Here is a 14,172-nt window from a genome sequence, read left to right on the forward strand (position 1 = left end):
TACATTAGTCTTAAAAGTAGTAATATTAGTATTTGGATAACATGTTTATCCTTTTTTGGGATACCCAGAGAATCCTTTGGAGGTTTTTAATGGCGCTATATGATGGTAACGTAATTTGTTGATATTTCCTGATTGAAATCCTATGCTGGATGTTACTTATACATCATACACTGTGATTGTAGTGGTATCATCGGATTTTAAAAGGTTCAATCTTGTTTGAAGCTTTTGTAAAACTTTGAATTACAAATTATATGTTTATAAGACTTCGCCAACTGCTGGATTAAATTAGTGGAGATGTTTATTTGACAAGTATTTTAGAAACTTACCTATTATTTTGTTGGAACAAATGAGTTTGTAAGTCAATTGCATTGTTTTTTTAAATTATTTAGCGACTAATTCGGTCTTACAATTTGCATGAAAGTACCATTAATATTTTGTGATTTTATGTTAAAATTTCAATTATTTTGAGAAATCAACAATATTTTGATGTGTATTTTGGACACTTAATAATTAATCGGTTTTTGTGCATATGTGATTATTTTTTCACCCCTCCACCCCAAAATTCATGAATTTGATAGTTCTTCCCGTTTGAAATTTACCTAAGATCAATTCCGTTAAGGTAATTTTAAGGAATGTTAATTTTTTAACATAAAACAATCATAATAGGTATGTTCGATTAAAAACCGGTCGAACCATTGACATTAATTTATTTTAACTAACAACAATCAATATTAACTTAAACCTAAATTATTTATGAAGAGTACATTCTTTAAAGGTTTTCTGCTGTTTTGTGCATTTTTATGCATTGGATTGGCAAAGGCCCAAACAGTAACAGGTACGGTTTCTGACCCAATGGGTCCTTTGCCCGGTGCCAGTGTTTTGATTAAAGGCACGACGACAGGTACCCAAACTGATTTTGACGGTAATTATACCTTGAATAATGTAAATGACAACGCTACATTGGTGTTTAGCTACATTGGTTTTAAAACGGTTGAAGTTCCTGTAAACGGTCAATCTACCATCGATGTTACCATGGAGGAAGATGCCAGTAAATTGGATGAAGTTGTTGTGACTGGGTATGGTTCGCAGGCTAAGAAGGACTTAACAGGTTCCGTCTCTGTAGTGGATACAGAAGATCTTCTGGCAGTTCCTGCAACAACATTTGCTCAGCAATTGCAAGGTAGAGCTTCAGGAATAAGTATTATCAACGATGCTAGACCTGGTGGTGAGGCTACCGTGAGAATTAGAGGATTTGGTACCGTTGGTAATAACGCTCCTTTATATATTGTTGATGGTGTTCCCACTCAGTCTCAAGCAAATTTTAATCCAAACGACATCGAATCGCTTCAAGTTCTTAAGGACGCATCTGCCGCCTCCATTTATGGTTCCCGTGCTGCAAATGGAGTTATCATCATTACCACGAAAAAGGGTAAACTTGGACAGCCTACCATTTCATACAACTCCTATTATGGGATAGGTTCTCCAGAGAAAGATCCGGAGGCACTAAATGCCCGTGAACTGGGCGAGTATCTTTACTTGGCTGATATCTATGCAGGAAAAGTGCCTAGTCATGGTCAATATACTTTTGGCCCCAATGGAGAAGTTACGATTCCTGATTTTGTCTTTCCAAGTGGAGCGAACGAAGGTGATCCGGGGACAGATCCAAGTCTATATGCTTTAGAGGAAGGTAATATTTATGCCATTACTAGATCTGCGGATACCAATTGGTGGAACGAGGTTACTCGATCGGCCCCAATTCAACAGCATAATATTTCCGCATCAGGGGCCACTGAAAGTGCCAGATATGCATTTAGCTTGGGGTATTTTGAACAAGATTACCTTGTAAAGTTTGCCAGCTATAATAGGATTTCTTTACGGGCAAACACAGAATTCAAGGCATTCAACAATAAGTTGACTATTGGTGAGAATTTTACTGCCTCTTTTGACAATCAAAAAGGTAATTTTCAGAATGACCAGGAACAGAATGCGGTTTCCGCTGCCTACAAGCACCATCCGTTATTGCCCGTACGGGATATAGCCGGCAATTTTGCGGGTAGTAGGGGGGCAAACCTTGGTAACAACTTTAATCCTTTTGCGGTTTTGTCTAGAGATCAAGATGATAGGACTTATAGGTTGCGTTTATTGGGAAATGTTTTTGCTGATCTGGCAATTACTCCAAATTTGAGTATCCGTTCAAGTTTTGGTTTGGATAGTAGGGTTCAAAGGGAACGAGATTTGGGAAGACCGCAACCCGAATATGTTGAGGGTAACTTCATCAACAGTTCTACAGCAAGGGAAGAATATGAGTATCAATGGACCTGGACCAATGGATTGACGTATACCAACACGTTTAACGATGCCCACAACGTTACCGCTTTCCTGGGAGTTGAAAGTATACAACAATTTGAGGAACGTTTTGGGGCTTCTAGACAACGATTTGCCTTTGAAACGACCAATATTCTAAGTTACCTTAATTTAGGTAATGCCACTACAGCGACCAACTATGGTTTTGTGGAACAGGATTATTCGCTTTGGTCTCAGTTTGGAAGAATAGATTATGACTACAACGGTAAATATTTGGCGCAGTTTACATTAAGAAATGATTCCTCCTCCAGATTCCAATCGGCCTCCAGAAGTGCAATCTTCCCTGCATTTAGTTTGGGTTGGCGTATTTCGGACGAGAGTTTTATGGATAATATAGGATGGATCGACAACCTTAAATTGCGGTATGGATGGGGTCAGACAGGGAATCAGCAAATAGGGGACTATAATGCGTTTACCACCTTTCAATCCAACATTGGCACGGGAGGTTATCCTATAGACGGCAACCCTTCATCCCCTGCGATTGGTTTTGCGCCCCAGGCCTTTGGTAACCCTAACGCAAAATGGGAAACTACGACGACCAATAACATTGGTTTGGATCTTACTGCTTTGGATAGCAGACTTTCCTTTGAAATTGATGTTTATAACAGGGTTACGACGGATATGTTGTTCCAGATTCCTCCAACCTATACAGCTGGACAAGCGGATGCTCCGCGTTTCAACGTAGGTGGTATTACCAATAATGGTGTAGACTTGGCTCTGGGCTTTAGTGACAAAAAAGGTGATTTTGGCTATAGTATCAATACAAATTTTTCACACTATACAAATAATGTTGACAAATTAGATGATAATCCTTCCACTAGATTCTTAGGGGGTTCCAGAAGGGTGCCATCGCTTACCGTTACTCAGGCAGGATCTCCACTTTCTTCCTTTTTCGGATTTAAAACTGTTGGTATTTTCCAATCACAGGCAGAGGCGGATGCTTGGCCGGAATACGGCACCTATAATGCTCCAGGTAAGTTAAAGATTGCGGATATAAATGGAGATGGCGTTATAAATGATGACGATAGAACAGTAATAGGTAATCCACATCCGGATTTTGTTTACGGTATCAATTTGGATTTCACCTATAAAAATCTGGCCTTGAACATTTTTGGAAACGGATCTCAAGGCAATGATATTTACAACTACGTACGGTACTTCGCTGATTTTAACACCTTCCAAGGTAACCGCTCAAGAAGGGCTTTATATGATGCTTGGCAGCCTACAAATCCTCAAGCAGATCCATCTACTTGGGTTGCTGCCAATCCAGGTGCCACCGTTCCCATAATGGATGCAAACGATCAAGTAAGTAGCCGCCCATCTTCTTATTTTGTTGAAGACGGTAGCTACTTTAGGATTAAGAACGTACAATTGACTTACAATTTCACGGACAATCTGTTGAATTCACTTCCGGGAGTTTCCAGGGCTTCAGTATACATTCAAGGACAAAACTTGGCTACTTGGACAAAATATTCAGGTCTAAATCCCGAAATTCAAACACCAAATAGTATAGATATTGGTTACGACGGAGGTTTCATGCCTGTAGCAAGGACTTTCTTATTGGGACTTAATGTAACTTTAAATTAAAAAAATTATGTTAGATATAATTAATATGAAAAAGAGAAATTTTATTCTTAGGGCCGTCATAGCCTTCCTGGTAATAGCGACAGGCTGTAGTGACGATTATTTGAACAGGGAACCGGAGGGTCGGTTCAGTGAAGGTGATGTTGCGACTCCAGAAGGGGTTGAGGGTCTTTTAATTGCTACATACACAATGGTTCCAGGCGGAGGACTTACTGGTCAGACCTGGCACAATGATATTCATAATTGGGTTTTCAACATTGCCTCAGATGACGCTTTGAAAGGTACTGACGCCGGTGACCAGCCGGAACAGTCCTTTATTGAGGCTTACGATTTTCAAGCCTTCAATGTGCATATTCGAGATAAATGGAGAGGACTTTATAAAGGAGTTGCTGGAGCCAATAATGTAATCAATACATTGGCACTTGTTGAAGAAGGAATAACAGATGAAAGAAGAGCACAAATTGTTGCAGAAGCAAGGTTTTTAAGGGGACTCTTTCATTTTGAGGCAAGAAAAATGTGGCGTATGCCCGTTTACATCAGTGAGGAAAACTTCGTCCTTAACGATTTAGAAAGCACCAAGATTCCTAATGATCGTGAAATATGGCCATTAATTGAGGCCGATTTTGAAGCGGCTGCTGCCGTATTGCCGGATACACAAGGTGATGTAGGTAGGCCAACTAGTTGGGCTGCTAAGGCATTTTTGGCAAAAGCAAAAATGTATCAGGGATGGGATGACAATGGTGTTGCAAACACTGCTAAATTGGGTGAAGCGAAAATAATTCTGGATGATATCATTGATAATGGGCCATTTCAGTTGGTGGATAAATTTGAAGACAACTTTTTGGTGGCCACACGAAACAATGCAGAATCTATCTTTGAAGTTCAATATGCTATAAATAGTGCTACTGGTGATGCTGCTAATAGAGGCATTGGTCTGGCGCACCCCTATACAGACCCATGGGGTTGTTGCGGTTTCTATCAAGTATCACAAAACTTGGTCAATGCCTACCAAACCGAGAATGGCTTGCCATTATTGGAAACATTTGATGATACAGATGTTTCACCAGATACTAATGCCGATGGTTCCTCAGTAGTGACCACTACATTAGACCCAAGAGTCGACCATACTGTTGGAAGGCCAGGGATTCTTTATAAAGGCTTTAAAATCTATCAAACCGATTTTGTACGTGATCTTTCCTATGCGGGCCCATGGTTTTCCATGAAACATGTTGCGGAGCCCGAGGCATTCGGTCAAGGTGGCTGGCAAAACCTTTCTGCCAATAACTATCGCATCATGAGGTTGAGCATGATTTATTTGTGGCTAGCTGAAGCAGAAGTTGAATTAGGTAACTTAGAGAGGGCGAGAGAATTGGTAAATGCTATAAGGAGTAGGGCTGCTAATCCGGAAGGTTTCGTACCTAATGCCATTCAAGGTGTAGAAAGAAACGATTTTACCATTGAAGAAGGTACGCCGGCCGCCAATTACGATATTGCAACCTATGACGACCCTTGGACCGATCAAGATTTGGCCCGACAGGCAGTACGTTTTGAGACGAGACTGGAGTTCGCAATGGAGGGTCATAGATTTTTTGATCTTCAACGATGGGGTGTGTCAGCCGAGGTATTAAACGCCTACATTGCAAGTGAGTCACAACATCGTGCCTACCTGCAAGGTCGTTCTTTTACCGCTGGAAAGCATGAGTTCTTTCCAATACCCTTGGAAGCTATAGATCGTTCCGCATTGGATGGGCAGCCAACATTGACCCAAGATCCAGCATATTAGAAAGTATTTTTTTAAGTTAATTGTTTAAAATGCCCGAAGAAACATTTCCTCGGGCATTTTTCTAGTTTTGGGTTACAGTATTAAGAGTAGGTATTAAAATTGTCCTTAACTATCTGTTTGATTGATTTCTGGATATTTCATGGAACGGATAGCCAATTTTATCGACTATTAAAGAGAATAAGTTTCTTTCTGAAAGATACTATTAGAATGTTTCTTTAAAACTCTTGTTCATACATAGGAAAAGCGTTTTATGCTGCTATGCCAATTGACTATTATTTTGGTCGTTCCTTTAATAATTCTTTTCTCTTTCTAAAATTCATGAATTTTACAGAATTGCCCTCTATTTTCAAGTTAAGTGACTGGTTTTTAACGTAAATTGTATATATGTAGTTTAGGGCTACAAAAATGTTAGAGTTAGTTTTTTTAATTTCAAAAAGGTAGTACTGGTTCCCGTACTACCTTTTTCTTTTTTTAAAATTGTCTTAACCTTTTTGTGTTTCTTCGTTTAACTGTTTTATGAAGAACGACGGTAATATGCCCTGTCTCTTTTTAAAGGCTGAATTAAAGGTGTTAAGATTATTATAACCTACTGAGGCTGCTATATAACTAAGTTTTCTATTACGGAATTCTTCGTCCTGTAAGAGTTTTGTTAGGAGATGATTAATCCTAAGTTCATTTATGTAATTGTTGAAGTTAGAGCCTTTTTCAATATTGATTACTTGAGATAAGTATTTGGGATTTGTCTTGAGCTTTTCAGACAATTGATGTAGATTACAATCAGAATCTATAAAGAAAAGCTCTTCTTCCAGCTTTTTTAATCTTTTTAGTATTATGTCTTTTATGTTATCGTCTATAGTTGTAACAGTTTTATCGTCGTTTTTTATCTCTGCAAGTTTAGTGGGAATCTTTTTATTTTCTGTTCTTAATTGCGCCTCAAGATTTTCAATTGTTCGTCTGTAAATTACCTTGTTTTTTTCCTTGAATTTAACGTAGACGATAACGACGAACAAACCAAATACCAGAATTAAGACCAAAGCTCTTATAATGGCGGTTAATTCAGCTCTTTGTGACATGTTCTCTAATTCCAATGCCTGCTGCTTTAAGCCAGCTTCCTTTATCTTCCTTCTAGCTTCCAAAATAACGATGCGTTGCTCCTTTTCATTGTTGAATAAAGAGTCTCGAATGGCATCATACATTGTCTTATTCTCAATTACTTTATCCGGTTCACCTACTTTATCATATAAATCCATTAGAACCAAGCTATTGGATTTTATAACATCGAAAGCATTTATGTTTTCTGCAGCATCCACACTCTTTTCATAGGTGAGAATGGCGCTGATTGTATCCTTCGTTTTAAGAAATAGCTCCGCCTGTATCATCAGTGCTCTAGGTAGTCTGAATCTCTAGTTGTTGGCGTTCACCATAGTTATTGCTTGTTCCAGGTAGTTTTTAGATCGTTCGTACTCCCCAGTTGATAGGTAAATGTCTGCCATGTTCATGTAGACCACGCTTTGAATATAACTGCCTGGGGAGTAGAGATTTTTTTCCAATTTTAAATAAAAGTCGTAAGCCTTTAGGGCAGCTTCTTTATTCCCGAGTTTTGCGCACATTCTTGCTATTTCATCTACTTTTTGAAAAATGTAGTGGGTGTCCTTCTGTTCAATAATATAATCTAGTCCTTTCAAACAGTGCTCCAAAGCTTTTTGATAGTTTTCCAAACGGAGATAATAATGGGACAAAGCTGCATGGGCTTTGGATAAGATGAATTTATTTTTGGTAGTTTCGGCTATATCTAAGAGTTTCAGTCCTGTTTCCAAAGCCTTATCATATTCCCCTCTTTCGGTATATATGTCGGCTTTTAGGTTTTCAAATTCAGCGTACGTTTGTGGATATCTGCTATAATTGATTACTTTTTGTAATCCATTGATGACTTCCATGGAACGATTGAAATTTCCTTGGACAAACATGAGATAGGCCATATTGTATTTGGCCTTATAAATTCCGTGTTGATAATTCAATTGCTCGGATACGGCCAGTGCTTCTTGGTTATAGTTGTTTGAGATTTCAATGTTACGGTATTTATAGAGGTGACATAATTGAAGAAGGATATCGGCTTTTTCCTTGCCAAAAGCATTGTCCTTCATCGCTGTTAATGTATTGATTTCCTTATATTTATTTTGATTTTTTGTTTCGGAAACCAATTTTTCAATTCGAGTAAAATACCCCGTAATACTGTCTATTCTTTGTTTTTGGGAAAATACTGATGCGTGTATTGTAATGAAAACAATAACGAATATTTTGGAGCTTCTGTTCAAACCGTCATTATCTATCTTAGAGAACTCTAAAATATTAAATTTACTGGTCAAATACTATTTCTGTTTTGCCCTATATTATTAAACTCATTTGATTTTCTGTAATTATTTAAAAGTTAGATAATTGAGAGATCAAGGGCTTTGTACTCTGAATAATGTAATAGAAGAACATAAAAAAACCCTCCATAAGGAGGGTGAATTAGAGATTGTAGATTTTAATCTATAATTGAAGGATTTAACGGTTTAAATTAGGCCAAACAAGGCCAATAAGGATCCTACTGCAACTACTGCCAAAAAAGCGTTCATCGCAATAATCAGAATTGACAAGTAAGCGTCAACCCCAGTTTTAAATGATAAATTGTTCATAACATTACCTACTTTAAAGTTATTTACAATAAATTACGCATAATTAAATCTTTAATTGTATTTGTTGTTGTCTAACAGTGGTTTAGCGTTGTGTAAGACATAAATTTTGTAGTTGGACATCTTGAAAATTAGGCCTTTTGTCGATAATCTCGAACGTTTCGCCGATGTTATAAACAAAAAAGGATGGGCCCCATCACGGTGCGCATCCCAAATTTACATTTACTGTAATTACTAATCGATAATGCCCAACCAATCCAAAATTAGAGCTATTGGAATGGCCACCAAAATTCCTATCAGGCAGGCAATCATAAATTTTAAAAAACCATTGAGGAGTTTCACCCCAAAAGATAGTTCCTGTTCCATATTCTTATTAGCGTTCTTTTCTCGATAATCGAGATTCATACAAGCCAACTTCACGGCGGTTGTATAAATTTAGTTTTAATATAATCTCTTAGTTACTTTACTCTGAAAGTCTTCTCAATATACCGATTTTAAAACAAAGTTTCTGAAAAACAGGGGCTTAATTCGATTAAGGGAGGAAAATGCTCTTTAAAAAACTATAACACTGCCATACCTTCAATTCAAAATTCAATCTTTGGTAAGCAGATGTATCATGGCAATTCCAGGTTTTAATGTGTCCAAAGCTTTGTTCCGTTTGGGCTTGATTTGTTTTTCAGGAGGTCGGGTTTTTAAAGAACTGGAATCAATTCTTATAGAGTCCATTTCCTGAGGGGCTTTCCTATTCTTGTTATCCCTCGAATTCACAAAGGAATCCCAACAAGAGCTAAAAATAAAGGGGATGAGAAGGAGTAAAGGATAGATGATTTTGGGGCATTTCATCTGTTCTATGACTTTGATTACTTTAAATATGTACGGATTCCTTCCATGATTTGGACGCTAGCCCCTTTATTATTTAAGATATATTGTGAATTTATCTGTCCTATTTTTTGGGAGGTTATTGCATCCTGAAGCAATTTGTCCGCAACACTTTTAAATCCTTTTTCATCCTTAATGGGAAGTATACCTCCCAGTTTTACCAAATCCTCTGCTTCCAAAAAACCCTTATAATTAGGGCCGATAATTACAGGAATCCCAAAAACGGCAGGTTCCAAGGTATTGTGCAGGCCCGTGGCAAATCCACCCCCCACGAAGGCCACTGTTGCATAGCTATAAATTTTTGTCAATACACCTATGGAATCTATAATCAATACCTGCGTGTCATCTTTGGTTTTTTGTGAAATACTGGAATATAGTTCGGCCTTTTTTTGAATGGATTGAAAGAGATGGTTAATAGGGCCTTTTTTTATAGTATGGGGCGCGATTATGAATTTTAGGTCCTTTGGTGCATGGTTGATGTAGTTTGTCAGTATCCGTTCATCATCGGGCCATGTACTGCCCGCAACAAGGCATTTATTTTGTCCGCAGAAATTCTCAATAATTTCCAAGGTATTGTCCCTTTTCAAGATTTTGGATACACGGTCCAAACGCGTATCCCCCGCAATACTCACATTTTTTATGTTAATTCCTTCAAGTAGCTCCAAGGATAGTTTGTCTTGTACATAAATGTGCGAAAACCTGTAAAGGGCCTTTCGCATGAATCTACCGTAGTTTTTAAAATAGATTTTATCGGCACTGAACCTAGCAGAAATCAGGAGAATTGGGATTCCCCTACTTTCCAGGGCAAAAAGATAATTGGGCCAAATTTCGTATTTGATAAAAATGGCCATCTCCGGTCTGGCGGCATCCAAAAATGAGCGCACGTTCCGTGGAGTGTCCAAAGGCAAATACGTGGTGAGGTCCGCTGGAGAAGCGTTCTTTTTCACTTCGTATCCAGAGGGTGAAAAAAAGGTCAGTAGTATTTTGTGCTGGGGATTTTCCTTTTTCAATTCTTCCAAAATGGGAAGTCCCTGTTCATACTCCCCCAAGGAGGCCGCATGTAACCAGATAATTCTATCGTTTTTGGTGAATTGAACTTTAAGCGACTTCACAACCTCTTTACGCCCATTTACGAATTTTGAGATCTTTGGATTTACAAAGCCTACCAATTTTAGGATTTGCCAAGTTAGTACGACTATAAAGGAGTAGAGATGGCGCAATTTGATTTGTTTGCGACTAAATTACGGTTCTTTCCAGAAAATCATTGTGGCACGTTTCGTATTTTTGCCCTGCTTCATATAATACCAAAACATGAAAAAGATACAAATGGTAGACCTTGGCGGTCAGTATCAGGAAATAAAGGAACAGGTCAATGCGTCCATTTCCCAGATATTTGAATCCACTTCCTTTATTAATGGTCCGGAAGTCCATGCGTTTCAAAAGGAACTGGAGGAGTATTTGGGAGTGAAGCATGTCATTCCTTGTGCGAACGGAACCGATGCCCTACAAATAGCCATGATGGGACTTGGCTTGAAACCAGGGGATGAGGTCATTACGGCCGATTTTACCTTCGCTGCTACCGTAGAGGTAATCGCCCTGTTGCAACTTACGCCGGTCTTGGTGGATGTAGATCCCGAAACCTTTAATATAGATATAAAGGCCGTTGAAAGGGCCATTACTCCAAAAACCAAGGCAATCGTTCCCGTGCATCTCTTTGGGCAATGTGCCAATATGGATGCCATCATGGCCTTGGCGGAAGAACATAATTTGTTCGTAATCGAGGATAATGCACAAGCCATAGGAGCGAAATATTTGTCGGCCGATGGAACAAGGAAAATGGCCGGAACCATTGGACACGTTGGGGCAACCTCATTTTTCCCTTCAAAGAATTTGGGCTGCTATGGGGATGGTGGGGCCATTTTCACCAATGATGACGATTTGGCGCATACCTTAAGGGGCATCGTAAACCATGGTATGTACGAGCGCTATCATCATGATGTAATTGGGGTAAACTCCAGGCTGGATTCCATTCAGGCCGCTGTGCTTCGGGCAAAGCTCCCAAAATTGAATCGGTATTGCAATGCCCGTAGAACGGCCGCCAGGAAATATAATGCGGCTTTAAAAGGCCATAAGGATATTGTACTCCCAAAAACGGTCAATTCCTGTGAGGGTATTTGCGAAACCTGTGATTGCCATGTGTTCCATCAGTACACAATACGGATAACCAATGGACAGCGTGATGGTCTGGTCAAGTTTTTGGCGGAAAACGATATTCCCTGTGGAATTTATTACCCTATTCCCTTACATCGCCAAAAGGCATATTTGGATACAAGATATAACGAGGCCGATTTTAAAGTGACCAACCAATTGGTGAATGAGGTTATTTCCCTACCGATGCATACGGAATTGGATGATGAACAAATCGCCTTCATTACCGGGAAGGTTATCGAGTTTATGAACGATTAAACAAAAACAAAGAGTACTTTTCGCACTTGTAAACTAAAATTATGAAAATACTCGTAACCGGAGGTCTAGGTTTTATTGGTTCCCATACGGTTGTGGAACTTCAGGCAAAAGGATTTGAGGTCGTCATCATCGATGATTGCTCCAATGCCGATGAAAAAGTGCTTGAAGGCATCGAAAAAATATCGGGGAAAAAACCAATCTTTGAGAAATTTGATTTAAAGGAACGGGAGAAGGTAAAGGACTTCTTTCAACGCTACCCAGATGTGGAGGGAGTTATCCACTTTGCGGCTTCCAAAGCCGTGGGCGAAAGCGTTGAAAAACCTTTGTTATATTATGAAAACAATATTGGCACCTTGGTCTACATTCTCAAGGAATTGAGCAAAAAGAACAAGGCCAGTTTTATATTCAGTTCTTCGTGTACGGTTTATGGGCAGGCGGATACAATGCCCATTACTGAAAACGCCCCTGTAAAGGAAGCGGAGTCACCTTATGGTAATACAAAGCAAATGGGCGAGGAAATCATTAGGGATACCTGCAAGGTAACCCCTAATTTAAATGCCATTGCGTTGCGCTATTTCAACCCCATGGGAGCACATCCCAGTGCCGAAATAGGGGAGTTGCCCATTGGGGTGCCACAAAATCTGGTGCCTTTCATTACCCAAACGGGTGTTGGGCTTAGAAAGGAACTTTCGGTTTTTGGGGACGATTATCCCACGGAGGACGGAACTTGTATCAGAGACTATATTTATGTCGTTGATTTGGCAAAGGCACACGTGGTAGCTTTGGAACGTTTGTTGGCCGGGAAGAATACCGATAATTATGAGGTCTTTAATGTAGGTACGGGAAAAGGAAGTTCGGTTTTAGAGGTTATTGGTAGTTTTGAACGAATTTCAGGCAAAAAATTGAACTATAAGATCGTAGGAAGAAGACCGGGCGATATCACAACGGCCTATGCCGATACCACTAAAGCCAATTCCGTGTTGGGTTGGAAATCACAATATACTTTGGACGAGGCTATGAAATCAGCCTGGGATTGGGAACAAAAAATCAGAAAATGATTTCCTGAGTAAGGAATCGGTTCTAAGGGGAAATATGGTTATATTTCCCCTTATTTATTTTAGACACGTATCGTATGAAGAATCTACTGGTATTTTTAATGTTTTTGATGGTAGGCCTGGTGAGCGCCCAGAACACCTACCTGCAATGTGGAAAAATTTTGGATGTAACATCCGGCAAGCTGCTTGAAGAAAGGACCATTGTTGTTTCCAACGGATTGATTAAAAGTATCCAAAATGGCTTTGTTTCAGGCACCAATGCCGATAAGGTAGTGGATTTGAAATCAAAGACCGTCCTACCCGGTTTTATTGATATGCACGTGCATATTGAAAGTGAATCCAGCCCTTCCCGATACTTGGAGCGATTTACCAAGAACGAAGCCGATGTTGCCTTCCAGTCCACCATCTATGCCAAGAAAACTTTGATGGCGGGATTCACCACCGTTCGTGATTTGGGTGGTTCTGGCGTGAACATCGCGCTAAGAAATGCCATCAATAAGGGCACAATCGTGGGGCCAAGAATATTTACGGCCGGTAAGTCCATTGCCACTACGGGTGGTCATGCAGATCCTACGAACGGCACTCGGGATGACCTTATGGGGGATCCGGGTCCAAAGGAAGGCGTCGTAAATTCCCCGGAAGATGGTAGAAAGGCAGTGCGCCAGCGCTATAAGAATGGCGCGGATGTCATCAAGATTACGGCAACAGGGGGCGTGCTGAGCGTCGCCAAAAATGGGCAGAACCCCCAGTTCACTGTTGAGGAGGTACGGGCGATTACGGAAACGGCCAAGGACTATGGAATGCTCACCGCCGCACACGCACATGGTGATGAGGGTATGCAACGGGCCATAAAAGGGGGAATCAAGACCATTGAGCATGGAACGTTAATGTCTGAGGAAACCATGGAATTGATGATTCAATACGATGCGTATTTGGTCCCAACAATTTCGGCAGGTCAGGAAGCGGCACGGTTGGCGAAGATACCGGGATACTTTCCGCCGGTGGTGGCCAAGAAAGCCTTGGAAATTGGCCCTTACTCGGAGAAGACCTTTGCCAAGGCCTATAAAAAGGGAGTTCCCATTGCCTTTGGTACGGATGCGGGTGTTTCGCCCCATGGGGATAACGGGAAGGAGTTTGGATATATGCATCGGGCTGGCATGCCCATACTTGAGACCTTGCAGGCGGCAACGATTACCAATGCCAAACTTTTGGGGATGGAGACTTTAGGACAGATAAAGGAAGGTTTTATTGCCGATATTGTCGGGGTCAACGAAAATCCATTGCAAAATGTGGGCACCTTGGAAGATGTCGTTTTTGTAATGAAAGAAGGTGAGATCTTCAAATCGGTATCTGAATAGGTAATTAT

General features: G+C 40.0%; 9 protein-coding genes. 5 read left to right on the top strand and 4 right to left on the bottom strand.

Going from position 1 to position 14,172, the window contains the following annotated elements; all coding sequences use genetic code 11:
• Positions 1-753 precede the first annotated feature (753 nt).
• Positions 754-3,951, top strand: coding sequence for a SusC/RagA family TonB-linked outer membrane protein (locus tag ACZ41C_RS09965; RefSeq protein ID WP_154917204.1), 3,198 nt, complete (start codon positions 754-756; stop codon positions 3,949-3,951).
• Positions 3,952-3,976: 25 nt separating this feature from the next.
• A complete protein-coding gene (locus ACZ41C_RS09970) occupies positions 3,977-5,731 on the top strand; it encodes a RagB/SusD family nutrient uptake outer membrane protein (protein ID WP_154917203.1) in 1,755 nt (584 codons plus the stop codon).
• Positions 5,732-6,213: 482 nt separating this feature from the next.
• Here the strand turns inward: ACZ41C_RS09970 and ACZ41C_RS09975 are convergent, their stop codons facing one another.
• From ACZ41C_RS09975 to ACZ41C_RS09990, 4 genes are all read right to left on the bottom strand, one after another.
• The gene (locus ACZ41C_RS09975) at positions 6,214-7,110 is read right to left on the bottom strand and encodes a helix-turn-helix domain-containing protein (RefSeq protein WP_464561110.1); all 897 of its coding nucleotides are present in this window, start codon (positions 7,108-7,110) and stop codon (positions 6,214-6,216) included.
• 24 nt (positions 7,111-7,134) lie between these two features.
• Entirely contained in the window at positions 7,135-8,097 is a 963-nt protein-coding gene (locus tag ACZ41C_RS09980; protein WP_464561112.1) for a tetratricopeptide repeat protein, read from the bottom strand.
• Between the two features lie 543 nt (positions 8,098-8,640).
• Positions 8,641-8,811, bottom strand: coding sequence for a hypothetical protein (locus tag ACZ41C_RS09985; RefSeq protein ID WP_161598196.1), 171 nt, complete (start codon positions 8,809-8,811; stop codon positions 8,641-8,643).
• Positions 8,812-9,266: 455 nt separating this feature from the next.
• On the bottom strand, positions 9,267-10,505 hold the full coding sequence (locus ACZ41C_RS09990) for a 3-deoxy-D-manno-octulosonic acid transferase (protein ID WP_464561115.1): 1,239 nt from the start codon (positions 10,503-10,505) through the stop codon (positions 9,267-9,269).
• Positions 10,506-10,596: 91 nt separating this feature from the next.
• Between ACZ41C_RS09990 and ACZ41C_RS09995 the strand changes: the two genes are divergently transcribed.
• From ACZ41C_RS09995 to ACZ41C_RS10005, 3 genes are all read left to right on the top strand, one after another.
• Positions 10,597-11,751: a DegT/DnrJ/EryC1/StrS family aminotransferase gene (locus ACZ41C_RS09995; RefSeq protein ID WP_464561117.1), complete on the top strand. Its 1,155-nt coding sequence runs from the start codon at positions 10,597-10,599 to the stop codon at positions 11,749-11,751.
• 41 nt (positions 11,752-11,792) lie between these two features.
• Entirely contained in the window at positions 11,793-12,809 is a 1,017-nt protein-coding gene (galE, locus tag ACZ41C_RS10000) for a UDP-glucose 4-epimerase GalE (protein WP_464561119.1), read from the top strand.
• 74 nt (positions 12,810-12,883) lie between these two features.
• Complete coding sequence (locus ACZ41C_RS10005) at positions 12,884-14,164, top strand: metal-dependent hydrolase family protein (RefSeq protein WP_464561121.1); 1,281 nt, start codon at positions 12,884-12,886, stop codon at positions 14,162-14,164.
• Positions 14,165-14,172 lie beyond the last annotated feature (8 nt).

Source organism: Maribacter sp. C-4077 (assembly GCF_055378385.1).